General features: G+C 70.3%; 21 protein-coding genes. 10 read left to right on the forward strand and 11 right to left on the reverse strand.

Annotated elements, in window-relative coordinates; genetic code table 11:
- Positions 1 to 11: 11 nt before the first annotated feature.
- Entirely contained in the window at positions 12 to 488 is a 477-nt protein-coding gene (locus F9C12_RS21950; RefSeq protein WP_409183760.1) for a DUF4383 domain-containing protein, read from the reverse strand.
- A 218-nt stretch (positions 489 to 706) separates the two neighbouring features.
- On the reverse strand, positions 707 to 1,153 hold the full coding sequence (locus F9C12_RS21955) for an anthrone oxygenase family protein (RefSeq protein WP_409461685.1): 447 nt from the start codon (positions 1,151 to 1,153) through the stop codon (positions 707 to 709).
- Between the two features lie 90 nt (positions 1,154 to 1,243).
- Here F9C12_RS21955 and F9C12_RS21960 point away from each other — a divergent pair, with 90 nt between their 5' ends.
- Together F9C12_RS21960 and F9C12_RS21965 are read left to right on the forward strand one after the other, a co-directional pair.
- Positions 1,244 to 1,822: a TetR/AcrR family transcriptional regulator gene (locus F9C12_RS21960; protein WP_409461686.1), complete on the forward strand. Its 579-nt coding sequence runs from the start codon at positions 1,244 to 1,246 to the stop codon at positions 1,820 to 1,822.
- Positions 1,823 to 1,941: 119 nt separating this feature from the next.
- Positions 1,942 to 2,808: a hypothetical protein gene (locus F9C12_RS21965; RefSeq protein ID WP_409461687.1), complete on the forward strand. Its 867-nt coding sequence runs from the start codon at positions 1,942 to 1,944 to the stop codon at positions 2,806 to 2,808.
- Between the two features lie 3 nt (positions 2,809 to 2,811).
- Here the strand turns inward: F9C12_RS21965 and F9C12_RS21970 are convergent, their stop codons facing one another.
- Positions 2,812 to 4,029 carry an alpha/beta hydrolase gene (locus F9C12_RS21970; RefSeq protein ID WP_409183764.1) on the reverse strand — a complete coding sequence of 406 codons (1,218 nt, stop codon included), beginning with the start codon at positions 4,027 to 4,029 and terminating at the stop codon, positions 2,812 to 2,814.
- Positions 4,030 to 4,184: 155 nt separating this feature from the next.
- Complete coding sequence (locus F9C12_RS21975) at positions 4,185 to 5,147, reverse strand: alpha/beta hydrolase (RefSeq protein WP_409461688.1); 963 nt, start codon at positions 5,145 to 5,147, stop codon at positions 4,185 to 4,187.
- Between the two features lie 160 nt (positions 5,148 to 5,307).
- Here F9C12_RS21975 and F9C12_RS21980 point away from each other — a divergent pair, with 160 nt between their 5' ends.
- Together F9C12_RS21980 and F9C12_RS21985 are read left to right on the forward strand one after the other, a co-directional pair.
- Positions 5,308 to 5,781 carry a MarR family winged helix-turn-helix transcriptional regulator gene (locus tag F9C12_RS21980; RefSeq protein WP_409461689.1) on the forward strand — a complete coding sequence of 158 codons (474 nt, stop codon included), beginning with the start codon at positions 5,308 to 5,310 and terminating at the stop codon, positions 5,779 to 5,781.
- A 49-nt stretch (positions 5,782 to 5,830) separates the two neighbouring features.
- Positions 5,831 to 6,679: an SAM-dependent methyltransferase gene (locus tag F9C12_RS21985; RefSeq protein WP_409461690.1), complete on the forward strand. Its 849-nt coding sequence runs from the start codon at positions 5,831 to 5,833 to the stop codon at positions 6,677 to 6,679.
- A 102-nt stretch (positions 6,680 to 6,781) separates the two neighbouring features.
- On the opposite strand, the gene F9C12_RS21990 is transcribed toward F9C12_RS21985, so the two are convergent.
- Positions 6,782 to 7,711: a patatin family protein gene (locus F9C12_RS21990; protein ID WP_409461691.1), complete on the reverse strand. Its 930-nt coding sequence runs from the start codon at positions 7,709 to 7,711 to the stop codon at positions 6,782 to 6,784.
- 112 nt (positions 7,712 to 7,823) lie between these two features.
- Here F9C12_RS21990 and F9C12_RS21995 point away from each other — a divergent pair, with 112 nt between their 5' ends.
- The 4 genes from F9C12_RS21995 (at position 7,824) to F9C12_RS22010 (ending at position 11,686) form a co-directional block, all read left to right on the forward strand.
- Positions 7,824 to 8,375, forward strand: a complete 552-nt coding sequence (locus F9C12_RS21995) for a PadR family transcriptional regulator (protein ID WP_409461692.1) — start codon at positions 7,824 to 7,826, stop codon at positions 8,373 to 8,375.
- A 1-nt stretch (position 8,376) separates the two neighbouring features.
- A complete protein-coding gene (locus tag F9C12_RS22000) occupies positions 8,377 to 10,383 on the forward strand; it encodes an FAD-dependent oxidoreductase (protein WP_409461693.1) in 2,007 nt (668 codons plus the stop codon).
- A 29-nt stretch (positions 10,384 to 10,412) separates the two neighbouring features.
- The gene (locus F9C12_RS22005; RefSeq protein WP_409183771.1) at positions 10,413 to 11,381 is read left to right on the forward strand and encodes a prephenate dehydrogenase; all 969 of its coding nucleotides are present in this window, start codon (positions 10,413 to 10,415) and stop codon (positions 11,379 to 11,381) included.
- A 65-nt stretch (positions 11,382 to 11,446) separates the two neighbouring features.
- Entirely contained in the window at positions 11,447 to 11,686 is a 240-nt protein-coding gene (locus F9C12_RS22010) for an antitoxin (protein WP_409461694.1), read from the forward strand.
- A gap of 153 nt (positions 11,687 to 11,839) precedes the next feature.
- On the opposite strand, the gene F9C12_RS22015 is transcribed toward F9C12_RS22010, so the two are convergent.
- A complete protein-coding gene (locus tag F9C12_RS22015; protein ID WP_409183773.1) occupies positions 11,840 to 13,798 on the reverse strand; it encodes an FUSC family protein in 1,959 nt (652 codons plus the stop codon).
- A 74-nt stretch (positions 13,799 to 13,872) separates the two neighbouring features.
- Here F9C12_RS22015 and F9C12_RS22020 point away from each other — a divergent pair, with 74 nt between their 5' ends.
- Complete coding sequence (locus F9C12_RS22020) at positions 13,873 to 14,319, forward strand: SRPBCC family protein (RefSeq protein WP_409461695.1); 447 nt, start codon at positions 13,873 to 13,875, stop codon at positions 14,317 to 14,319.
- A gap of 85 nt (positions 14,320 to 14,404) precedes the next feature.
- Positions 14,405 to 15,163 (forward strand): polysaccharide deacetylase family protein, encoded by a 759-nt coding sequence (locus F9C12_RS22025; RefSeq protein WP_409461696.1) that lies wholly within the window; start codon positions 14,405 to 14,407, stop codon positions 15,161 to 15,163.
- A 406-nt stretch (positions 15,164 to 15,569) separates the two neighbouring features.
- Here the strand turns inward: F9C12_RS22025 and F9C12_RS22030 are convergent, their stop codons facing one another.
- The 5 genes from F9C12_RS22030 to F9C12_RS22050 form a co-directional block, all read right to left on the reverse strand.
- Positions 15,570 to 18,158, reverse strand: coding sequence for a CHAT domain-containing protein (locus F9C12_RS22030; protein WP_409183776.1), 2,589 nt, complete (start codon positions 18,156 to 18,158; stop codon positions 15,570 to 15,572).
- A gap of 53 nt (positions 18,159 to 18,211) precedes the next feature.
- A complete protein-coding gene (locus F9C12_RS22035) occupies positions 18,212 to 18,697 on the reverse strand; it encodes a carboxypeptidase regulatory-like domain-containing protein (RefSeq protein WP_409183777.1) in 486 nt (161 codons plus the stop codon).
- Positions 18,694 to 19,299 (reverse strand): RNA polymerase sigma factor, encoded by a 606-nt coding sequence (locus F9C12_RS22040; protein ID WP_409183778.1) that lies wholly within the window; start codon positions 19,297 to 19,299, stop codon positions 18,694 to 18,696. The genes F9C12_RS22035 and F9C12_RS22040 overlap by 4 nt, the downstream gene beginning before the upstream one ends.
- 1,719 nt (positions 19,300 to 21,018) lie before the next feature.
- A complete protein-coding gene (locus F9C12_RS22045; RefSeq protein ID WP_158242475.1) occupies positions 21,019 to 21,159 on the reverse strand; it encodes a hypothetical protein in 141 nt (46 codons plus the stop codon).
- Between the two features lie 99 nt (positions 21,160 to 21,258).
- Positions 21,259 to 22,008: an SGNH/GDSL hydrolase family protein gene (locus tag F9C12_RS22050; protein ID WP_409461697.1), complete on the reverse strand. Its 750-nt coding sequence runs from the start codon at positions 22,006 to 22,008 to the stop codon at positions 21,259 to 21,261.
- Positions 22,009 to 22,088 lie beyond the last annotated feature (80 nt).

Consider the following 22,088-nt stretch of genomic DNA (forward strand, 5'->3'; position numbering starts at 1 on the left):
TTGTGGACCAGTTAGTGGGCCAAGCCGTGCCCGCCGGTTTCGGGACGACGCGGCGGAACCGCCGGATCGACCTCGACGGGTTCCTCGTCCTCCGGAAGCAGAACCCCGTGCCGGGCCGGCAGAACCGCGGTCAGCAGGCCGAGAACCGCGATGCCGAGGTGCAGCCAGTTGTCCGCGTCGGCGAGGTTGAGCGGGTTGCCGAGGCCGGACACCGGATTGACCGAGATCGTCCCGGCGAGCATCAGGCCCCAGACGAACAGCGCGCCGTACCCGATGAAGAGCAGCCAGCCGAACGTCCGCGCGCGGCCGGAACCCAGCGCCAGCAGCAGGCCGATCACGCCGGTCACCACGTGGACGACGTTGTTCAGCGGATTGGCGGAAAACCGCCACAAAGTGACACCGTGTCCGGTGAAATCCCCGAACCCGGACTTCACGAGCCCGATGATGCCGTAAGCGAGAAACAAGACCCCGAGCAGAACGGCGAGCACCTGAGCAGGCTGCACCCCTTCCACCCGAACGCGGGCTCGATGCGCACGAACCATGACTCCAGTCCTTCCCGTACCGACATGACGGTGGGTCAACCCTGACGGAATACCCCCGGTCAAACCGGGCCGAAACCCGAATCCGGCCGTCCGGCGAACGCCGGCTGGGGCTGCTGAGGCTGCTGAGCCGGAGGAGGGCCGAGTGAGGCACCGCGCGCCCGGGCTCAGACCAGCGCGGCGACCAGCAAAGCGAAAGCAGCGACGATCACCGCGACCCGCGCGTAGTGGTAGCGGTCCCAGCGGTTCATCTGCTCCTTCCAATCCGCGGGCCGGTTCTCCGGCGTCCACGTCTTGCCGCGGTTGTTGATCGGGACGAGCAGCAAAATCGACATCACCACGCTCGCCACCAGCAGCCCGGCGCCGAGCACCACCAGGCCGGAGCCGGGCCGGTCCCACGCGAGGATCGCCCAGAGCGCGCTCAACGCGAGCGAGCCGAAGTACCAGAACGGCATGAGCGCGCCGAGCATCCGGCCGCCGTGCGCGCGGCCCTGCTGATTGCTGTCGTCGGGGAGCCCGTTGAGGATCGGGTTGATGACGAAGGCGACCGAGAACTCGACCCCCACCATCACGCCGACCACCACGATGGTGCAGACCGCGAGTGCGCTGAGCATGATGACCTTCCCAAAATCTAGCAGTGCTAGCTGATGGAGCGACGCTAACATTGCTGCCGCTCGGTTGTCTAGCAGTGCTAGGCTTGGCTCATGTCGGTACACGCCCGCAAGCAGCGCGAACAGGCGGAGCGCGAGCGCCTCATCGTGGCGACCGCCCGCGAACTCGCCGAACAACAGGGCTGGGACGCGGTCACCACGCGCCGGCTGGCTGAGCGCATCGAGTACAGCCAACCCGTTCTCTACAGCCATTTCCGCGGCAAGCGCGAGATCATCGGCGCGGTCGCTCTCGACGGAGCCGCCGAATTGGCGGCGGCGGTGCGCGCCGCGACCCGCGACGTCGACGGAGCGCGCGCCCGGGTCACCGCACTCGCCCGCGCGTATCTCGACTTCGCCGAGAGCCATCCAGCGGTCTACGACGCCATTTTCCAGCTCGACGGCGGCCTCGCGTTCGCCCAGGACGACACGCCCGAACCGCTGAAGGACGCCTTCGCCGCCCTGCTGGAAACACTCGGCGAGGTCGCCGGGGACGGGGTCGAACCGGGCCTGTTCACCGAGTTGTTCTGGGCGTCCCTGCACGGGATCGCGACCCTGACCCGGGCGGGACGGCTGCCGCGCGAGCTCGCCGAGCAGCGGATCGAACTGCTCGTGGCACGCCTCGTCGTGGTCTGATCCGCCGCTGCTTGCCCGCAGCACTCCCGAGCGTCACGCGTACTGGCCGGTACCGAGAGCCATCCCACAAACCCGCCCCATCCGGCGAACCCTGATCAGGCGATCGGGGAAGTCGGGGCATGCGCAGGGCGAACACGTTCCTTTTGCTCGGCCTCGTTCTCGGTGCGGTTCTCGCGTTCCTGGCCACCGAGGCCGAGCCGTACCGGCAGGTGGTCACCGCGGCCGCGCCGACGTCCGGGGCGGGCGGCCTCTCCCCGGCCGCCGACTCGAATGCCCCCAGCCCGGGCAGTTCGGCACCCCAGCGGGGCACCGAACTCAGCACCGAACTTCCCGCGCTCGTCCCGCAAGGACACGTCAGCGTGGTCGTTTACGACCGCACCAAAGGGACGACTCCGGTTTCCGTCGACGCGCACCGGCACTACACCTCGGCGTCGCTCGTGAAGCTCCTCATCGCCTTCGACGCCCTGGATCGCGGCACGAATCCGGCCACTGTGCGGGAAATGCTGTCCCGCAGCGACGACGACACCGCCAGCCGGTTGTGGGTCGCGGGCGGCGGAACGAAAATCGTCCGGGACGCGGTGACCGAACTGGGCCTCGCCGAAACCACCCCGCCGGACAACCCGGGACGGTGGGGCGACACGGAAATCACCGCCGCAGACATCACGAGCGTCTACCGCTACCTGATGGACCAGGCACCGGCCCAGCACCGCGCGACGATTCTCCAGGCACTGGGCGACGCCACCGAAAACGGCGCCGACGGATTCCGTCAGTACTTCGGCATCCCGGACGCGCTCGGCGACGTTCCCTGGGCGGTCAAGCAGGGTTGGTCCTGCTGCAACCCCGGACGCATCCTGCACACGTCGGGCCTGGTCAAGGACAACCGGTACCTCGTCACCGTCCTCACCGAGAATCCCCGCTCGGTCAGCTACGACACCGCCAAAGCCCAGGTCACCGAGGTGGTCAAGCACCTGCCCGGGATCCGCTGAGCGTCACTGCTCCGCCGCGGTCAGCCCGCCCCGCGCGCCCGTGCTCGGCAGCGGCCACGGCTTCACCCCGCCGGTCACGTCGGCCCGCGGCCCGGGAGCCGACGGACCCGGGATCCGCTGCCCGATCCACGTCAGGACGTCCGGCAGCTGCGCCTTGAACGTGTTCATGTTGTGCCCCGCGTCCGGAATCCGCCACGTCGTGAACTGCACCGGCGGCTGCGCGGCGGCCCGCATCTGGTCGACCGCACGGCTTTCGTTCTGTTCCTTCTCCCCGGAGATCGCGAGGAGTTCCAGCGGGGCCGGGTGCAGCCGGACGTTGAGCTTGACGTTGTTCGCGTCCTCGATGTCCTTGCGGCCGCGGAAAAGGTTCTCGGTTTCGCCGTCCACCTGTGCCTTTTCGTAGCCGCTCACGCTCGCCGCCTGCGCATACCACTGCGGATGCCGCGTCACGAGATTCAGCGCGCAGTAGCCGCCGGACGACCAGCCCGCGATCGTCCACGCGCGCCGGTCCGGATTGAGGCCGAGGCGCTGGATTCCCCATTCGCGGACGTCCGCGGAGAGGTAGGTGTCGTTGGGGCTTCCGTTGACCTCGTCGACGCATTCGGTGTCGTGGCCGATCTTCGGCGTTCCGGTCGGGTCCGGGATCAGCACGATCACCGGTGGCAGCAGGTGCTTCGAGATCGCCGAGTCGAGCTGTTCGGGAAGGTGGTACCCGACCGGGGCGGTGGTGACCTCCGGGCCGGACGGGTAGTTCGGGATCCAGACGATCGCCGGGAACCGCATCGCCTTGTACGGATGCTGGAAGTATTGCGGCGGAAGGTAAACCGTCACGTCGCGGGTGAGGCCGGTGCGCCGTCCGGTCACCGTCACGTGCGCGATGGTCCCCTTGCCGACCCGCGCGTGCGCCACCCCGAGGTCGCGCGCCCGGCCGAGGTCGACGCCGTTGTCGCCGCCCTCCACGTCGATCCCCTCGGCGGCGAACGCGCCGGTCCCGAGCAGCGAGCCGAGCGTGGGGAAGAATCCGCCGATCATGTTGCCGGTCAAGCCAAGCGTGACGATCACGAGACACAGCGCGACCAGCACGGTGGCACTGCGGCCAATCTGCTTGCGCTTGCGCCATTTGTCCCAGAACCACGGAACCGAGACGACGGCGAGGAACGCGAGCACGCCGACCACCGTGAGCGTGACGGGTGAATCCAGCCTGATTTCGCTCAGGTGCACGGGAACCTCCAGGACCGATCGCGCGCCCGGAAGGCGGGACCCGCTGCTCTAGATACGTTCGAGGGGCCATCCTCGTTGTGATCACGTGACGTCGATCACGCCGGAATGGCCCCGGCGAACTCAGCGGAATCTCAGGATTGCCCGTTCGTTCCTGATCAGTTGCCGAATGCGCCCCGCAACACCGTGATCGCTTGGGTAATCGCCGCTTCGGCCGCATGCGTTTCCCGGAGCGCGTTCACCATCACGAAGTCGTGGATCACGCCCTGGTACCGAACCGCCGTCACCGGCACGCCCGCCTGACGCAGCTTCGCGGCGTACGCCTCGCCTTCGTCGCGAAGCACGTCCGCCTCGCCGGTGATCACGAGCGCCGGCGGCAGTCCGGCGAGCTGCTCCACAGTGGCGCGAAGCGGCGAAGCGGTGATCTCGGCGCGCTGTGCCTCATCAGTCGTGTACTGGTCCCAGAACCACTTCATGCCTTCGCGGCTGAGGAAGTAGCCCTCGGCGAACTTCGTGTACGACTCGGTGTCGAAGGAAGCGTCGGTGACCGGGTAGAACAGCACCTGCTGCAGGAACTTCACGTCCCCGCGCTCCTTCGCCAGCAGCGTCAGCGCCGCAGTCATGTTTCCGCCGACGGAGTCGCCCGCGATCGCGATTCGCGTGGTGTCGAGCCCCTTCTCCGCACCGTGCAGGACAACCCACTTCACGGCGGCGTAGTTCTCTTCGATCGCGACGGGGTAACGAGCCTCCGGCGAACGGCTGTATTCCGGGAAAACCACTGCCGCGCCGGTTCCGGCGGCGAGTTCGCGGACGAGCCGCTCGTGGGTGTGGAAATCGCCGAAGACCCAGCCGGCGCCGTGGATATAGACGAGCACCGGCAGTGGTCCGGCAACGCCCTCCGGCTTCACGATCCGGACCTCGACGTCGCCGTTCGGTCCACCCGGGACGGTCAGCGTCTCGATGTCGGCGGGAGCGAGTTCGACGGCGCCGTCCTGGACGCCGTCGACCGCCTTGCGGCCCTCGGCGGGCGGGAGCTGGAAAAGGTACGGAGGCTGGTCGGTGGCCTCGGCGAACGCCTGGGCGGCCGGTTCGAGGACGAGGTTCTGCGGGTTCGCGGTCATGGCTTCCTCCGGTAGCGGATCGGACCTGATGAACATAGCTCGCAACTTAGTTGTGCACAATCAAAGTGCTCTCAATGAGATATAGAGCACTTGAGTTGCCCTTCCCGTCCAGCCGAGAGAAGATGGAGAGCTGGCGAAAGAACCATCCGGGAGGCCACCGATGACCAGCCCAGACACCGGAGAAACCGGCTCGCTGCTGCTCGACGACCAGCTGTGCTTCGGCTTGTACTCGGCTTCCCGGGCAGTCACCGCGCTCTACCGCGCCCTGCTCGAACCGCTCGACCTGACGTATCCGCAGTACCTGGTGATGCTCGCGCTGTGGCAGCAGGACGAGCAGCAGGTCAAGGAACTCGGCGCCGCGCTGAACCTCGACTCCGGCACCCTGTCGCCGCTGCTGAAGCGGCTGGAGAAGGCCGGGCTGATCAAGCGCGAACGCCAATCCGACGACGAGCGTTCGGTCCGCATCCGGCTGACCGACGAGGGAACCGCGTTGCGCGCCAAGGCGGAGCGGATCCCGCCGCACATCGGGGCCGCGATGAACCTGGACAACGCCGAACTGGCCCGGATGCGGGCCGCGATGGATCAGCTGACGGCTTCGGTCAACGCCTACCGCGAGTCCTACCGGCCGAGCTGACCGCGGCGCCATGGTTAGCATGAGCGCCAGGGCGAGCGGGAGGACGGCGATGAGCACACAGGACGAAGCACTGCGCGCGGTGGAAGCCAGCCTGGACCGGCCGTCGGCGGCCCGTGTCTACGACTACTTCATCGGCGGCACCACCAACTACGCGATCGACCGCGTTTTCGCCGAGAAGGTGCGCGAACGGCTGCCGCTGATGGGCGAGTACTGCCGCACCAGCAGGCAGTTCCTCGGCCGCGCGGTGCGCCAGAGCGTGCGCGAGGGCATCCGGCAGTTCGTCGACATCGGCTCCGGCCTTCCCACCGCGGGCAACGTGCACGAGGTGGCCGACGACGAACGCCCGGAGCACGACACTTCCGTGCTGTACCTGGACAACGAGCCGGTGGCGCTCGCGCATTCGCAGGTGCTGCTCGCCGACACCGCGGACGAGGAGCGGCACCAGGCGATGGCCGCCGACCTCCTGCAGCCCGCCGAATTGTGGGACCGGGTCGCCGATTCGGACGTGATCGACGTCCGGAAGCCGGTGGCGCTGATCGTCAACGCGGTGCTGCACTTCATCAAGGACGAACAGGACCCGGACGGCATCCTCGAGTTCTACCGCAAGCAGCTCGCACCGGGCTCGCTGCTCATCCTTTCCCAGATGACCAACGAAAACCCGGTCGACGAGAACGAACGCCAGGCGCTGGTCGACATCATCAAGTACTACGAGTCCACCACCAACCCGGGCATCCTGCGCACGAAGGCGGAGTTCGAGCGCTTCTTCGGCGGCTGGCCACTGCTCGAACCGGGCCTGGTGTACGCGCCGGCGTGGCATCCGGACGCCGACACGGTGTTCGCGAAGGTGCCCTCGGAGTCGCGCGTGATCGGCGGCGTCGCCCGCAAACCCGAGGCCTGAGGCGGCTTTTCCCACCCCGGTGCGCAGCCTCGGCGGTGCGGCAATCCTGCCGTATCTCGCGATTTCCCTTGCCGCCCAACGGCTCACGGTGCGAGGCCGCGCTCACGACGCCCTACGCAGCCCGTCCAACGCCGCGTAAACCGCCTCCCGGCCCAGCTCCACCGCACGCCGCAGCACGGCCGGATCCCGTTCCAGCACCACGACATCCGGAGCACCGGCTGGCGGCCGAACGCTCGCCAGCCGCGGATCTTCCCGCAATTGGCGTTCGTCCTCCAGATCCCGGCGGTACTGCGTCCGCCAGGCGTCGATGGTGCCCGGCGCGTGGCGGCGGAGAAACCGCGGCACGACCACGTCCTGCACGCGCGGCGGCGGCACCGGAGGTTCGTCCTCGCGCCGGGTCCGCAGCACGAGCACGTCCGTCGCGCCCTGGCTGAGCGCGGTACGGAACGGCAACGGCTCCGCGATCCCCGCGTCCACGAACCTCCGCCCGCCCATCGCGATCGGCGGCCCGGCCAGCACCGGCATGCACGACGACGCGGCGAGCGCCGTTTTGATCCCGTCGACGTCCTCGATGAACGGGCGCAGATCGGTCGACTCGCCGGTGTCGGCGTCGGTGGCGAGCGGGTGGAAGCCGACCGGATTCGCCAGGATGGCCGGGAAATCCATCGGTTCGAGCACCGAGTAGACCTGGTGCACGAGGTACTCGAGATCGATCACCGCCCGGCCGCGCAGGGTGTGCAGCGGGTTGATGATCCGCCGCATGACCGCCGGATTCCACCAGGTCCGCACGCCGGTGCGCGAGCGCCCGCACAACAGCCACGCCGCGTTGAGCGCGCCGGCGGAGGCGCCGTAGACGTCGTCGAACGCCTGCGTGGCCCTGAGTTCGTCGAGCGCGAGCACCATCCCGCTCGAATACGTGCCGCGGCTGCTGCCGCCCTCGACCGCGAGCGCGAGCCGGCGCCCGTCCGTCCGCCGCCCCGGCACGCTTTCTTCGGCGATCCGCGCGGCGAGCAGTTCCAGAACCGGGTGCACCTCTCCATCTTGATCCTTTCCGGCGCGCCGATCGACCCGTTTTGCCCCCTCCGCGGGTGACGTGGGTTGCACCCAGTTGCACTGCACCTAGTTGCATATGACACTGTCCGGCATGGCACTGGAGCACGCGATCCTCGTCTCGCTCTCGGAACGCTCCGGCTCGGGCTACGAGCTGGCACGCCGGTTCGAGAAGTCCATCGGGCTGTTCTGGAGCGCCTCTCACCAGCAGATTTACCGCGTGCTGAAGCGGATGGAGGAGGCCGGCCAGGTCGCCGTCGACGTGGTGGCCCAGGACGGGCGGCCGGACAAGAAGGTCTACACCGTCGCCGAACCGGGCCGGGCCGAGCTGCGCCGCTGGCTCGCCGAACCGGCGCCGCAGGCCGGGCCGCAGGAGCTGGCGGTGAAGGTGCGCGGGGCGTCGTTCGGCGACCCGGAAGCGGTCGCGGCCGAGATCGCCCGGCACCGCGACGCGCACGCCGAACGGCTCGACCTTTACCGGCAGATCGAGAAGCGCGACTTCCCCGCCCCGGACCGGCTCCGCGGCCGTCCGCTGCACCAGTACCTCGTGCTGCGCGGCGGAATCCGGGTCGAAGAGGGCCAGGTCGAGTGGCTGGAAGAAATCCTGACCGCATTGCGGGCCGACGAGGCCGACGAGAAGGACTGACATGACCGAGTACCCGAACCTGCTGTCCCCGCTCGACCTCGGCTTCACGACGCTGCGCAACCGCGTCCTGATGGGCTCGATGCACACCGGCCTGGAGGACCGCGCGTCCCGTTTCCCGCGGCTGGCCGAGTACTACGCCGAACGCGCACGCGGCGGCGTCGGCCTGATCGTCACCGGCGGGTTCGCGCCGAACCGCACCGGCTGGCTGTTGCCGTTGGCCTCGAAGCTGTCGACGCCCGCCGAGGCGAAGCAGCACCAGTTGCTCACCGGAGCGGTGCACGCCGAGGGCGGCAAGATCGCGCTGCAGATCCTGCACGCCGGCCGCTACGCCTACCACCCGCTGAGCGTTTCCGCGTCGAGCCGCAAAGCGCCGATCAACCCGTTCCGCCCGCGCGCGCTCACCGCGTACGGCGTGCACCGCACCATTCGCGCGTTCGCCGATTGCGCCGCGCTGGCCCGCGACGCCGGGTACGACGGCGTCGAGATCATGGGTTCCGAGGGCTACCTGATCAACCAGTTCCTCGCCGAGCGCACCAACCGGCGCACCGACGCGTGGGGCGGCACCGCGGAGAAGCGCCGCCGGTTCGCCGTCGAGATCGTCCGGCGCACCAGGGAAAAAGTCGGGCCGGACTTCATCATCATCTACCGGCTGTCCATGCTCGACCTCGTCGAAGGCGGACAGAGCTGGGACGACGTCGTCGCGTTGGCCCGCGAAGTCGAAGCCGCCGGGGCGACGATCATCAACACCGGCATCGGCTGGCACGAGGCCCGGGTGCCGACGATCGTCACGTCGGTGCCGCGCGGCGCGTTCACCTGGGTCACCGGCAAGCTGAAGCCGCACGTTTCGGTGCCGGTGGTGACCTCCAACCGGATCAACCTGCCGCACGTCGCGGAACAAGCCCTCGCCGACGGCGACGCGGACCTGGTCTCGATGGCGCGGCCGCTGCTCGCCGACCCGGACTGGATCCGCAAGGCCGAAACCGGCCGCACGGACGAGATCAACACCTGCATCGCGTGCAACCAGGCCTGCCTCGACCACGCGTTCAGCCGGAAACCGGTGTCCTGCCTGGTGAATCCGCGGGCCGGGCACGAAACGACGCTGAACCTGCTGCCCGCCCGGCGGGCCAAGCGGATCGCCGTCGTCGGGGCCGGACCGGCCGGGCTCGCCACCGCGACCGCCCTCGGCGAACGCGGCCACGACGTCGAACTGTTCGAGGCCGACGACGAAATCGGCGGCCAGTTCGGGATCGCGCGGCGGATTCCGGGCAAGGAGGAATTCGCCGAGACCATCCGGTACTACACCCGCCGGCTGGAGGTCACCGGCGTGAAGGTGCACCTCGGCACCCGGGCGACCGCCGCGGACCTGACCGGTTTCGACGAGGTCGTGCTGGCCACCGGCGTCACGCCGCGGGTCCCGGCGCTGCCCGGGATCGACCATCCGAAGGTGCTCTCGTACGTCGACGTCGTACGGCACGGCAAACCGGTCGGCGAGCGCGTGGCGGTGATCGGCGCTGGCGGGATCGGCGTGGACGTCAGCGAATTCCTCACGCACAGCTCGTCGCCCGCGTTGGATCGCGCCGCCTGGATGGTCGAATGGGGCGTCACCGACCCCGCGCTCGCGCCCGGCGGACTGACGAAGCCGAAGCCGGAACCGTCGCCGCGGCAGGTCTACCTGCTGCAGCGCAAGAAGTCGCCGATCGGGGCCGGGCTCGGCAAGACGTCCGGCTGGGTGCACCGCGCGGCCCTGCGCGCGAAGGGCGTGGAAAAGATCAGCAGCGTCTCCTACGAACGGATCGACGACGCCGGTCTGCACCTCACGATCGACGGGAAACCGCGGCTGCTGGAGGTCGACACCGTGGTGGTCTGCGCTGGCCAGGAATCCGTCCGGGAACTCGCCGGCGCGCTCGGCGACGTGCCGGTGCATCTCGTCGGCGGGGCGGACGAAGCACGGGAACTGGACGCCAAACGGGCGATCGACCAGGGCACCCGGCTGGCCGCCGTCCTGTAGCCGCTTGCGCGCACTGGCAGGATGGCCCCGTGCGAGACGTATGCGTAATCGGGCTCGGGCTCATCGGCGGTTCCCTGCTGCGAGCGGCCGCGGCGAGCGGCAGGACGGTCTGGGGAACCACAGTGTCCGAAGTGGACGCTGACGCGGCGAGCCGCGGCGGCTACGACGTCACCACCGACGCCGAAGCCGCACTGCAGCGAGCCGCGGCCGCGGACGCGATCGTGGTTCTCGCGGTGCCGCTGCCCGCGATCGAGAACCTGCTGCGCCAAGTCGCGCAACACGCGTCGCACTGCATCCTCACCGACGTGGTCAGCGTGAAGGGCCCGATGCTCGACGCAGTCCGCCGCCGCACGCCGTACACACGCTACGTCGGCGGCCACCCAATGGCGGGCACGTCGCGCTCGGGCTGGCTCGCCGGCGACACCATGCTCTTCCGCGACGCGGCCTGGGTCGTCGGCGTCGAGGAGGAAACCGACCTCACGGCGTGGGCCGAGGTCACCCGGCTCGTCCTGGACGTCGGCGCGCACGCCGTGCCGCTGCCCGCCGATTCGCACGACGAGACGGTCGCCCGGATCTCGCACCTGCCGCATCTGTTCGCCGCGATCCTCGCCTCGGTCGGCGCACAGGGCGGCCCGCTCGCGATGTCGCTGGCCGCCGGGTCGTTCCGCGACGGCACCCGCGTCGCCGGCTCGTCGCCGGACCTGGTGCGCGCGATGACCGAAGGCAACCGCGACGCCCTGCTCCCGATCGTCGACGACGCACTCGGCCGGCTCGGCGCGGCCCGCGGTTCGCTCGCGTCCACCGGCGGCCTCGCCGCGACCATCAACGCAGGTCACGAAGGTGCACTCGCCCTGGAAGCGGCCCGCGACGCGGCGCTGTCCGGCGTCCGCATCGACCTCACCGCCCCCGACGCCCGCGAAGGGCTCGTCGCACTCGGCGAACGCGGCGGCCGGATCACCGGACTGGACGGTTCCGTCGCGCTCGGTGAAGTGTCTTGACTTGCCTGGAACGCCTGGTGTGTGACGATTGAAGCCTCTCAATCCCAACCCCGGGGAGGCATTCGATGGGCATCAACTTCGACGAGCTCAAGAACAAGGCGGCCGAGGCGCTGCGCGAGAACAGCGGCAAGCTCGAGCAGGGTCTCGAGAAGGCGGCCGAATTCGCGAAGTCCAAGGTCAGCGGCCACGATTCGCAGATCGACGGCGGCGTCGACAAGGCAAAGGACCTGCTCGGCAAGGTCACCGGCAACCGCGATGAAGGCGGCGAGAAGCCCGAGGGCGGCCAGTCCGGCGGACAGCAGTAACCCTCCGCCTCCAGGTTGGGCCCGGGTCGCATCCGCACCCGCCGAGGTCCGTGAGGGCCGCCCTGAGCGAATCTGATTCCCTCGGGGTTCCCCTCACGGACTTCCGCTCCAGCGAATCCGCCGCGCACCGCCGCTCTCGGCGCGGGGCGCGGCTCAGGTGCGCCGGTGGTACGGCAGGAACCGGCGCACCAGCCGCAGCGGCGACCGTTCCACCAGGTCCGGGCCGCGCACCGCGTCGAACGTCGAGCCGAGCTGGTCCACCACCCCGGCGAGGCGCGGGTTGTCCGGCATCGGCACCGAATCCGGGTCCCGCTGCTCGCGGACCGCGGAAGCCAGCTCCGCCAGCGCGTCCGTGAGCAGCTCGATGTCCGCGGGCGACGGAGCAGGCGCGCCCTCGCCGATGGTCACGCCGACCTCGGTCACCGCGTCGGTCACCCGCTCCAGCCCCGCGATCACCGGCCACCACGCCACCGCCTGCCGTCCCGCTGGCGACGGCTCCACGATCACCTGCTGAAACGCCGTCCGCAGGTCCGCGAGCGCGCGGTACGCCGCGCGCCGGGCCCGCGACCGGGCGAGCCGCGATTCGGCGGTCGAGTTCAGCACCATCGCGGCGCGGACGTACTCGGCGACCGTGTCGAAGCTGTCCGCCAGCCGTCCGCCGACGGTCGGCCGCCGCGAACCCGGCCACAGCAGATAGCCGAAGACGAGCACGATCACGCAGCCGATCACGGTGTCGACCAGCCGCGCCAACACCACGGTCCAGCTGCCGGTATTGGCGAGGTCCATTTGCAGGATGATCAGCGGCGTCACGAACGTGCCGAGCATCCCGTAGTTGCGCACCTTCCCCACCGCGGCCCCGCCGGCGAACACCGCGATCAGCGCCACGAGCACCCAGCCGCGCGCGCCGAACGCGAGCACCACCGCACCGATCCCGACGCCCGCGACAGTGCCCATCCCGCGCAGCACCGCGCGGCCGAAGACCGAGCCGAAGTCCGGTTTCAGCACCACACCGACGGTGAGCGTGATCCAGTACGACCGCTCGAACGGCACCAGCAGCGCCACCACTTCGGCCACCGCGACACACACCGTGAGCCGCAGCGTCGCCAGCCAGGTCAGCGGTCCGGAGAGGCCGCTCGCCCACTGCCGCAAGCGACGCAGCAGCGAGACCTTCTTGCGGCGCTTGCGGTCGTCGAGCTTCCCGATTCGCGCCAGCCCGGCGTAAAGCGCGCTGACCAGTGCGTCGGCATTCTCGTCCCGCAGTTCGGGCGCGGGCGGCAGCGGCTGGTTCGCCAGCACTGAGGCAGCGACGCGGGTCAGGTAGTCGATGACCTCGTCCGGCGCACGCTGTCCGGCGTTGACCATCGCCACTGACGCCTCGACCGCGGGCGTCGTCGCGGACAGCCGGTTCAGCAGTCGGCGATACGCCGCGTCCCGGCCGGACAGCCACGAGCGCGCGACCAGCAATCGGTCGTACGCGGTGCTCATCGCGGTGGTCAGCTGATGGCGCGCGACCCGCGACGTCGGTTCGTCCTCAGCGGAGAGCATCGCCGCGAGTTCGATGTAGACCTGCGCGACGGCGGTGCGTTCCGGGCTCGTCGCGCGGAGCGTCCAGGTGCCGAGCGCCACCAGCAGTCCCCAGCCAGCGCCCGCGCAGAAGTAACCGAAGAGCACTTCGGTGCGTACGCCGGTCGCGTGCTGCGCAGTGCCGAGCACGCAGAAGACGAACATCTGCAGCCCGGCCACCGAAGCGTTGCTGCCCGCTGCGCTGATGAGCGCGGAAATCGCCGCGACGACCACGATCGCCGGAATCGACCAGGCGGGCATGCCGCCGGTCAGCAGCCCGACGAGGTACCCCATCCCGGCCGCGAACGTCGCCCCGCCCAGCCGCCGGGCGCGGTAGCGGTAGGCCCCGGCCGCCTCGGACAGCACGGTCGGCAGCGCGCCGGTGGAGATCAGCGCGCCCACCGCGATGTCGCCCGCCGCGTACGCGACCGCCAGCGGAGTCGCCAGCGCGACCACCGCGCGAGCGACCATGTTCCACGGAATGGGAACCGGTTTGGAACGCAAAAGCTGCGTCAGCCAGTGCGGCGCGGCGAAGTCGGGGCGGCTCACCGGTCCATCTTGACCTACCGGGGCCGTCCGGGATTGATTTGTCGCTCGGTCAACAACGTGTTCAGGGAGCTTCCATGCCGGGTCGCAGGTACTCGTACGAGGTGAACCGGGTGAGCGCCGCGCCGCCGTCCGTGCTGTTCCGGCTGGAAAGCGACGGGACGCTGTGGTCGACCTGGGCGCGCCCGCTCGTGTGGCAATCCCGCTGGGCGGCGCTCGGCGACGACGGCCGGGTCGGCGCTGTCCGGGAAGTCGGCTTGTGGCCGGTTCTGGCCCGCGAACGGACTCTCGAATACGTACCGGATCGGCGGCACGTCTACACGTTCGACGGTTTCAGCCCGGTCCGCGACTATCGTGCGGAAGTGGCCTTCACTCCCAACGCCAGCGGCGGCACGGATCTCAGGTGGTCGGGGTCGTTTACCGAACGCATCCCCGGAACGGGGCCGGCAGCCCGGGCAGCGTTGCGCGGCGTGATCGTATTTCTGGCCACCCAACTGGCGAAAGCGGGCGATCGTGCTGCCTGACCGGGGTGCGTTGCACCACAACGATCAACGAACGCTGGAGCACAGACGTCATCCCCTCGGGTGACCCCGAGGGAAAGGAAGCGGCATGGCGAAGCGGTGGCTGGCAGCGGCATTGGCCGGTGTGCTGATCCTTTCGGCATGCTCGAGCCCGGACTCGGGGCAATCCCCGGAACAGGCGAACCCCGCGCCGGGCGCCCAGACCCCGGGCCCGCCGCCCGGTCCGTACCCGTTCGGCACCGTGCAGCAGAAGGCACCGGCCATCCAGGACGGCAAGGCCGCCGTGGTCCGCCGCATTCAGACGGACAAACCGTACGTCTTCATCACCATGGACGACGGCGCGGTGAAAGACCCGGCGGCGCAAAGCCTGATCCAGCAGTCCGGCGGGCATCCGGTGCTGTTCCTGAACAACCGGTACGTGAAGGGCCACGAGGCGTACTTCAAGGCCATTTTGGACTCGACCGGCGCGGTGCTCGGCGACCACACGGTCAACCACCCGAACCTCAAGGGCAAACCGCTGGACTTCCAGAAAAAGGAAATCTGCGACGACGCCGACGACTTCCAGAAGTCCCTCGGCGTGCGCCCGACGCTGTTCCGCCCGCCGTTCGGCATCTACGACCAGAACACCCTGAAGGCCGCCGCGATGTGCGGCATGCGCGCGACGGTCCTGTGGACCGCCTCGGTCAACGACGGAGTCGTCCAGTTCCAGTCCGGCGACAAACTCCGGCCGGGCGACATCGTGCTGATGCACTTCCGCAAGACCTTCAAGGAAGACTACGAAGCCTTCCTGGCACAGGCCAAAAAGGACGGCTTGACGCCGGTCCCGCTGGCCGACTTCCTGGGCTGACCTCCGCGGCGATCCTCGTGCGCGGCTGTGCCGGTTCTCAGCGGCGGGACCGCTCACGAGCCTCACCGCACAACCACCCCGCGCGAACGGCGAGGCCGAGCCCAATCACCCACGAAGCCCGCCCCATTCGTGCGCGGCAAACCCAGTTCTCATCGACACCAACACTCACGAGCCCCACCGCACCTCCCCTCGCGCGATCGGCGAGGCCAGGCCAGCCGCTCCCCGACATCGCCGCGCACCGCGAACTTGCTGCTTCGCCATCCGCCATCCGCCTTGGATGCGCGCACAAGCCCGACTGCAGCCGCCGGTGCGCTCAGCCAGCCCCCAAGGCACACGAACGGCCGCCGCAACTGCTTCGCCATCCGCCGTGCGTGCGCACAAGCCCGACTGCAGCCGCCGGATGTGCTCAGCCAGCCCCAAGACACACGAACGGCCGCCGCATCGGGTCCACCGCCACAGCCTCGGCCAGGGCGAGCGCGGGGGAAGTCCCCTCCGCGAGCCGCCGGTGCAGGTCGGCCATCGTGTCCGCCGCCGCTCGGTCGCCGACGCGGGCTACCGCGCCGATGACCGTTCGCGAACCGCTCGCCAGCAGGGTTCCGGCGAAGCCCAGCGCTTCCTCGCCCGGCCGGATGTGGCTCATCGCCAGCTCGCACGCGGCCAGCACCACCCGTTCCGGCGGGTTGGCGAGCCGGGTCGTCTCGTGGGCGAACAGCGGGCCGTCGACGAGTTCGACGCGGGAGAACAGCGCGTTCGCCGGCTCGTGCGCGCCGTGGGCGACCAGGTGCGCCAAGCGGGTTCCGTCCAAGGCGGTCAGCACCGTGGAACTCGTCGCGTCGTCGCCCTCGACCAGGTGCGCGTCCGGGTACACCGAGCGCAGTTTGCTCACCTCGCCGACCGCGCCCGGCACGCCGGGACCGCCCGCCAGCAGCACTGGACCGTCCTCGGCCGGGCGTTTCGCGGTGATCCACGCGGTCGCCGACGGCGCGATCGACACCGGATGCCCGCGCAGCGACGGCAACGCGCCCCACGGCATCGCGTACAGCTGTCCGATCGGGACGATCACCAGCTCGCGATCGTCGAGAGTTTTGACCAGCGACGCGGAAATCAGCGCGTCGAGCTTCTCCGCCCGGCGGCGCGCGGACGCGGACACCGTCTCGGCCATCAGCGGCGACAGGTGGTCCGGCGCGAGCGCGTCGAGGTCGGCGTGCAGCTGGGTCGCGGTCTCCACGATGTCGTCCAGCGGACCCAGTTTGAGCAGCCGGAACGTCCCGCGGTCGACGACCACCGAGTACAGCTGGTTGTTGTAGGGCACCAAACTCACCAGCACCCGGTCGCCGAGCGCGGCGACGACCTCGTCCGGCGTCGCGACCGGCCGCGGCCGGCCCCACTGGCTCGTGTACCAGCCGAGCCTGCTCGCCTCGCGCTGCAGTTCGGCGTACCGCTGCTCCAGCGCCTTCACCGGCTCGCCCGCCAGCCGGGCGCGCTGGATGGTGCGCTGGACGTGCCGCATTTCGTTGATGTGCTTGGCCAGCACCGGATCCTCGATCACCGGCAGCGGTTCGTACCGGTACACCTGCGCCCGGGTGCGTTCGAGCCAGGCGAACATCCGCCGGGCGCCCGCCGCGTTCCGCCGGGCGCGCCGCAGCACGAGCCGCATCGCCAGCCTGCCCAGTTCCTCGCCGTGCACGGCCGTGCCGCACAGCAGATCGAGCCCGCCCATCCGGTCGCGGATCGTGCCGAGTTCGCGCAGTCCGGCGCGGGCCTGCGCGAGCGCCGCGCGCGGCCGGTTCTCCGCGACGGCCAGCTCCGCGCGGCACAACCGGAACAGCATCCGGTGGTCGACCGGCGACGTCGCGCGCGGGGCGGGCACGTGTTTCAGCACGAGCGACGCTTCGGCGATTTCCCTGCGGCGGATCAGCAAGCGCACCGCGAAGAGCCGCGCGACCGCCGCCTCGTCGCGCAGTCCGAGCGCGGCCAGCCGTTCGGCGATCGAGACGAGTTCGGCGGGCAATCGCGAGGTCGAGCGTGCCTCCCGGTCCGACAGCACCTGCTGCGCTTCCGCCCGATACCGCGCCAGACCGGCGATCTCGGCCCACGTCCGGTTGCCCCGGCGAAGAAACCGGCGGCGTGCGTCCGAGGCGGACTTTCGCGCCAACGCGAAATCGCCCTCCAGCAACGCGGCCGCGGCCCGCGCGACCTCGGCTTCGGCGATGTGCTGGCCGGATCCGTTGGCGCGCAACTCCGGCAGCGCTTCGTCGAGATGCCTGGCCGCCTCGTCGGCGAGGCCCGCGGTGAGCAGCGCGCGGGCCTGGTCGAGCCGGATCAGCGGGATCGAACCGGGCGATTCGGTGACCAGGATCCGCGCGGCCTGTTCGTAACTGGACAGCGCCTGCGGGACGTCGCCGACGAGCTGCGCGTGGTCGCCGAGGTTTTGCCGGATTTTGCCCTCGAGCCGGGTGTGCCCGTTTTCGCGGGCGAACTCGAGCGCGCGCTGCAGGTCGGCTTGCGCGGCGTTCGGCTGGTTCAGCGCCATCTGCACGAGGGCGCGGTTCATCAGCATGATCACCAGGGTGCGGCGGCCGTCGTCGAATTCGGCCTCGATCCCGGGCAGGACGGCGTCGTAGACCGCGAGCGATTCGCTGAACCGGCCGCCGCGCATCAGCACCACCGCTCGTTGGCCGGTGACCAGCAACCCCAGTTCGCGCGCGACCTTGCTCTCCGGGAGCTGGTCGCGCAGCTGCCGCGCGGTCTCCAGGTGCACGAGACCGGCGTCGGTGGAGGAGACCTCGGCCTCGGCCGCGCCGAGGCTCACCAGGACGCGGACCTGCAGTTCCCGGTGCTCGGGCAGCGGTTCGGCAACGCGCGCCAGCCGCGTGAGCGCGCTGCGGAACAACCGCACCGCGACGCCGGGCCGCTGGTCGGACGCGGCGGCCCGGCCGCGCGCGTACAGATCGGACGCCGCCGCGATCGTTCGATCATGGACGGGCGCGGACACGGACTCTATGGGAGCACACCTCCGCCACTCTCCATAACGCCCGTCCGGGTTTCTCAGAGCACGACGGTCGGCGTGACGACGGTGCGGCGGTGCGGGCCGGCGCCGAGGTGCACGAGGATCTGCGTGGTTCCGCAGGGGACGCCTTCGAGCACGAACCGGCCGCCCTCGTCGGTCGCCGTCGCGAACGTGCCGTGATCGGCGACCCGGACCTCCACGTCGTACTCGCCCGCAGGCGCGAGCCAGCCGTCGATCCGGTGCACCTTCCCGATTTTGGTCAGGTTGATCATCACGGTGAGGTCGCTGACGGTGAACGTGATGGTGCCGGTCGCCGTGCTGCGCACGCCGGCCAGTTCGTCGAGCCGTTCCCAGCGCGCGACCTCGACGTCGAGGTTCTCGAGTTCGAGCGCGAACTGGACCCGCTGCACCAGATCGTCCGGCGGCGGGTCTATCTCGTCGAGAAACCGGCCGATGTCGGCCAGGATGGCCTCGTCGTCCGGAACCGCGTGGCCGTGTCCCGGCCTGCCGATGTTGTCGCTCACCGGGCACCCCCTTCTCCTGCGAGCAGATCGCGCATCGAGTCGAGGCAGCGGCCCCTGGTGGGCCCGACGCTGCCGCGCGGCATCTGCATAGCCTCGGCCACCGCCCGGTACTCGGCGCGGCCGGCGAGAACGGTCAGCCGCAGCAGCTCCTGGCAGCGTGCGGGCAGCCGGAGGAAGGCGCGCCAGACCCGGCGGTCCCGGTCGGCGCGGACGGCTTCCTCCTCAGGCGCGGGATGATCGCTTTCGAGCGTCGCGGCGACCTCGTCCGACAGCGGCACGGGCTGTGCCCGCCTGCCGTAGGGCCGGGTCGCCTCCCGGCGAGTCGTGGTGATCAGCCAGGCGGCGAGCGCGCGGGGGTCGCGCAGCTTCTCCAGCTGGCTGAACAGAGCGAGCCACACGGTCTGCACCACGTCCTCGGCCACTTGCCGGTCGAGCCCGTTGGCGCGCGCGACGTGCCACACGAGCGGCGTCAGCTCGTCGACGAGTTTCGCCATGGCGCGCCGGTCCCCGCCCCGCGCCGCTTCCATGCAAGCAGCGTGCAAGTCGGCGCCGGTCAGGCCTTCCCAGGGCGGGTCTACCTCGGTGGTGTGCACGTCGGTCACCGTAGCTGCCTCACTCCGGAGGTGGGCCGCCCTGGGCGAGCAAGCCTCCGGTCGTGTCGGCACGGCCGGGCCCGTCGCGGGTCGCCTCTCCGGTCGGGTAACGGATCGATCGTGAATTGTGCGCGCTCTTTCAGTGGTGCCGGTGATGCGGATGGTGTCCAGGGGCACGGTGTGTGCCCGGTGGGTGGGCTCTTGGTTGAGGAGCGAACAACTGGCTCTGGGATACATCAATCTCTGACTTTTTTCGGGTGAGTTTTTTCCTGGGAGCCGGTTGGGCGGCTTGGCTGCGGTGGTTTTCCGGTGTTTGGGCAGTTCGTGCCCCTTTCGGGTGGGGTTGCCGGGACACGACCGGCTGGGCTCCCCCTCCAGCACGGCCGTGTCCCGGCAGCTCCGTCGGACGCGATGAGTCCCCCAACGACCCATCGCACCCCGCCGACCCGGCTCGGCCGGACGGATCCCTCCCCCGAATCCGCCCCGCCCTTGCCTGGCCGGAAGCTGCGAGCCGGGTTCACCGCCCCTTCCCGGCTGACCGGCTTCGCCTGCCTTTGCGCACCACCCGGCCGACCACGTCAGGGCAGCTCACCGGCCCGGTCTGGCCAGGCGGATTCCTCCCCGAACCCGCCTCGCCGAACCGGACCGGAAGCCGACCCTTTCAGCCCGGCTAGCGCGCACCTGCCGACTTCGCGGACTCCTCCCCGAAGTCCACTCAGCCGGGTCGGCTGGCCAGCTGACCCGACAGTCCCGCCGGTCTGGCTCGCGAAGCCCGCCAGCCGGACCGATCCCTCCCCCGGATCGGTCCAACCGCGCCAGCTCCGAAGCCGACCCGCCAGTCCCACGGGACCAGCCCGCGCAACCCACGGCTCCGCGAATCCCTCCCCGAGATCCGCTCAGCCGCACCGGTCCGCAAGCGGACCCGCGTGCCGGACCAGCTTGCGAACCCGCCAGCCGAACAGGCCCCTCCCCGAACCCTGTCCAACCGCGCCAGCCCGCCAGTCCCGCCGAACCGGCCCGCGAAGCCAGCCAGCCGGACAGATCCCCCCGGATCGGTCCAACCGCGCCAGCTCCGAAGCCGACCCGCCAGTCCCGCGGGACCAGCCCGCGCAACCCACGGCTCCGCGAATCCCTCCCCGAGATCCGCTCAGCCGCACCGGTCCGCAAGCGGACCCGCGTGCCGACCAGCTCGCGAACCCGGCAGCCGAACAAGTCCCTCCCCGAACCTGTCCAACCACGCCAGCCCGCCAGTCCCGCCGAACCGGCCCGCGAAACCCGCCAACCGAACAGGCCCTCCCCGAACCTGTCCAGCCGCGCCAGCCCGCGAGCTGACCCGCGAGGTCTGGCCGTTCCCGCCGTCCAGCCGCTCGGCGGCCGGGCGGGTCCCCTCCGAACCCGTCCGGCCGGGACCAGGTCCCCCAGACCCGGGCCGAGCGGAGGCGGGCCGGCGGGGATGGCGGGATGGCCAGTCCTGTCGGCACCTTCGTCTCTCGCTTCGCACCAGCCGGCGGCCTGCTCGCCCCCTTGTGCCGAGCAGGGCGTCGGCGCGGTGCGTTCGTGCGGGTGCGCACCGGTCGGCGTGAGCTGTTCAGCCTCGCCGACCGGTGCTCCCCGCCCCCAGGGGAGCCCGCTCCCCTTTCGGGCCCCGCCGGAGAGAGTTCCTCCCCGAACTCTCTCCGGCTGACGACGTCCGGCAGCCCCCTCGGCTCCCGGCCGCCGCCCGTCTGGCTACTTGGCAGTACCGGTGTCGTCGAGCGGCTCGTGATTGCCGTCCGGCTGCACTCCCCGGTTCGCCCCAGGCGCGGGGCTCGTCTTGACGGGCGGAACGGTGGTTCCCGGCTGCCGCTCGTCCTTCTGATCCGCAGGCATGTGGCCCTCCATTTCCTTGGTTCGCCCCATAAGACGCATCCAGGGTGCGCCTAGATACACGGAGCGCCAAAGTTTTTGAGGTTTTTGTGAACCTGCCGGTCAGGACGGAGGCGTCACCTCCCCCGAATGCCAACCGTCAGTGACGATCGGTAACCCCTTCGAGAGCGCGGCGGCCCAGGCGCGGTAACCCTCCGGGCCGGGATGAAAGCGGTCGGCGGCGAACATTCCCGGACGGAGCAGGCCCGGCGCCAACGGGAGGTGCGTGACCCCGGGCAGCCGGGTCAGCGTGCGCGCCGCCCGGTCGAGCGCGACGGACCGCGCGCCGAGCACGTCGCGGAGCGGCCGGGGCAGGGACGGGAAGCTCGCCAGCGGCGGCACGCCGGCGAGAACGACCGGGACGTCGCCGACCCGCCGCCGCACCTCGACGATGATCGCCAGCAGATCCCGCCGGTACCGCGCGGCCGAATGCAGCTCCAGCGTGTCGTTCACGCCCAGGACGACCACCACGACGTCCGCCTCCCGCACGCGCGGAACCAGCTCCTCCAGGACCACCCGCGCCGACGCGCCGGTGCGGCCCAGCGCATGCCACCGCACCGCCCGGTCCGGGTACGCGCGGGCGAGCCCCATCGCGAGCTGCCCGGTGAGCGCGTCGGCGTGGGTGAGCGCGCCGACGCCGTCCACCGTCGATTCGCCGAGGACGGTGAGCCGCAGCGGTCGCCCGGCGCCGAGAGTGCCCTCGGTCGGCCCCGTGGCGCCGGGAAGCCGCGGAGTCGCCCGACGCACCCGAACCGCCTGCGCGACCAGTACGGGTGCGATCAGGAAAAGGAGGAACAGCCGAAGAACTGCCATGCCTGCGACAGTAACGAGGGGCTCCGACAAATCCGGCCTCGCGGAGAGAGTTGTCCACAGGCGATGCGAGTTGTGGACAA

The organism is Amycolatopsis sp. GA6-003, from assembly GCF_046267895.1.
In the GTDB taxonomy this organism is placed as follows: domain Bacteria; phylum Actinomycetota; class Actinomycetes; order Mycobacteriales; family Pseudonocardiaceae; genus Amycolatopsis.

What these genes read in the sequence shown, in the direction of transcription:
- F9C12_RS21955 (WP_409461685.1), bottom strand. Translation starts at nt 1,153, where the DNA reads ATGCTCAGCGCACTCGCGGTCTGCACCATCGTGGTGGTCGGCGTGATG.
- F9C12_RS21960 (WP_409461686.1), top strand. Translation starts at nt 1,244, where the DNA reads ATGTCGGTACACGCCCGCAAGCAGCGCGAACAGGCGGAGCGCGAGCGC.
- F9C12_RS21965 (WP_409461687.1), top strand. Translation starts at nt 1,942, where the DNA reads ATGCGCAGGGCGAACACGTTCCTTTTGCTCGGCCTCGTTCTCGGTGCG.
- F9C12_RS21975 (WP_409461688.1), bottom strand. Translation starts at nt 5,147, where the DNA reads ATGACCGCGAACCCGCAGAACCTCGTCCTCGAACCGGCCGCCCAGGCG.
- F9C12_RS21980 (WP_409461689.1), top strand. Translation starts at nt 5,308, where the DNA reads ATGACCAGCCCAGACACCGGAGAAACCGGCTCGCTGCTGCTCGACGAC.
- F9C12_RS21985 (WP_409461690.1), top strand. Translation starts at nt 5,831, where the DNA reads ATGAGCACACAGGACGAAGCACTGCGCGCGGTGGAAGCCAGCCTGGAC.
- F9C12_RS21995 (WP_409461692.1), top strand. Translation starts at nt 7,824, where the DNA reads ATGGCACTGGAGCACGCGATCCTCGTCTCGCTCTCGGAACGCTCCGGC.
- F9C12_RS22000 (WP_409461693.1), top strand. Translation starts at nt 8,377, where the DNA reads ATGACCGAGTACCCGAACCTGCTGTCCCCGCTCGACCTCGGCTTCACG.
- F9C12_RS22010 (WP_409461694.1), top strand. Translation starts at nt 11,447, where the DNA reads ATGGGCATCAACTTCGACGAGCTCAAGAACAAGGCGGCCGAGGCGCTG.
- F9C12_RS22020 (WP_409461695.1), top strand. Translation starts at nt 13,873, where the DNA reads ATGCCGGGTCGCAGGTACTCGTACGAGGTGAACCGGGTGAGCGCCGCG.
- F9C12_RS22025 (WP_409461696.1), top strand. Translation starts at nt 14,405, where the DNA reads ATGGCGAAGCGGTGGCTGGCAGCGGCATTGGCCGGTGTGCTGATCCTT.
- F9C12_RS22045 (WP_158242475.1), bottom strand. Translation starts at nt 21,159, where the DNA reads ATGCCTGCGGATCAGAAGGACGAGCGGCAGCCGGGAACCACCGTTCCG.
- F9C12_RS22050 (WP_409461697.1), bottom strand. Translation starts at nt 22,008, where the DNA reads ATGGCAGTTCTTCGGCTGTTCCTCCTTTTCCTGATCGCACCCGTACTG.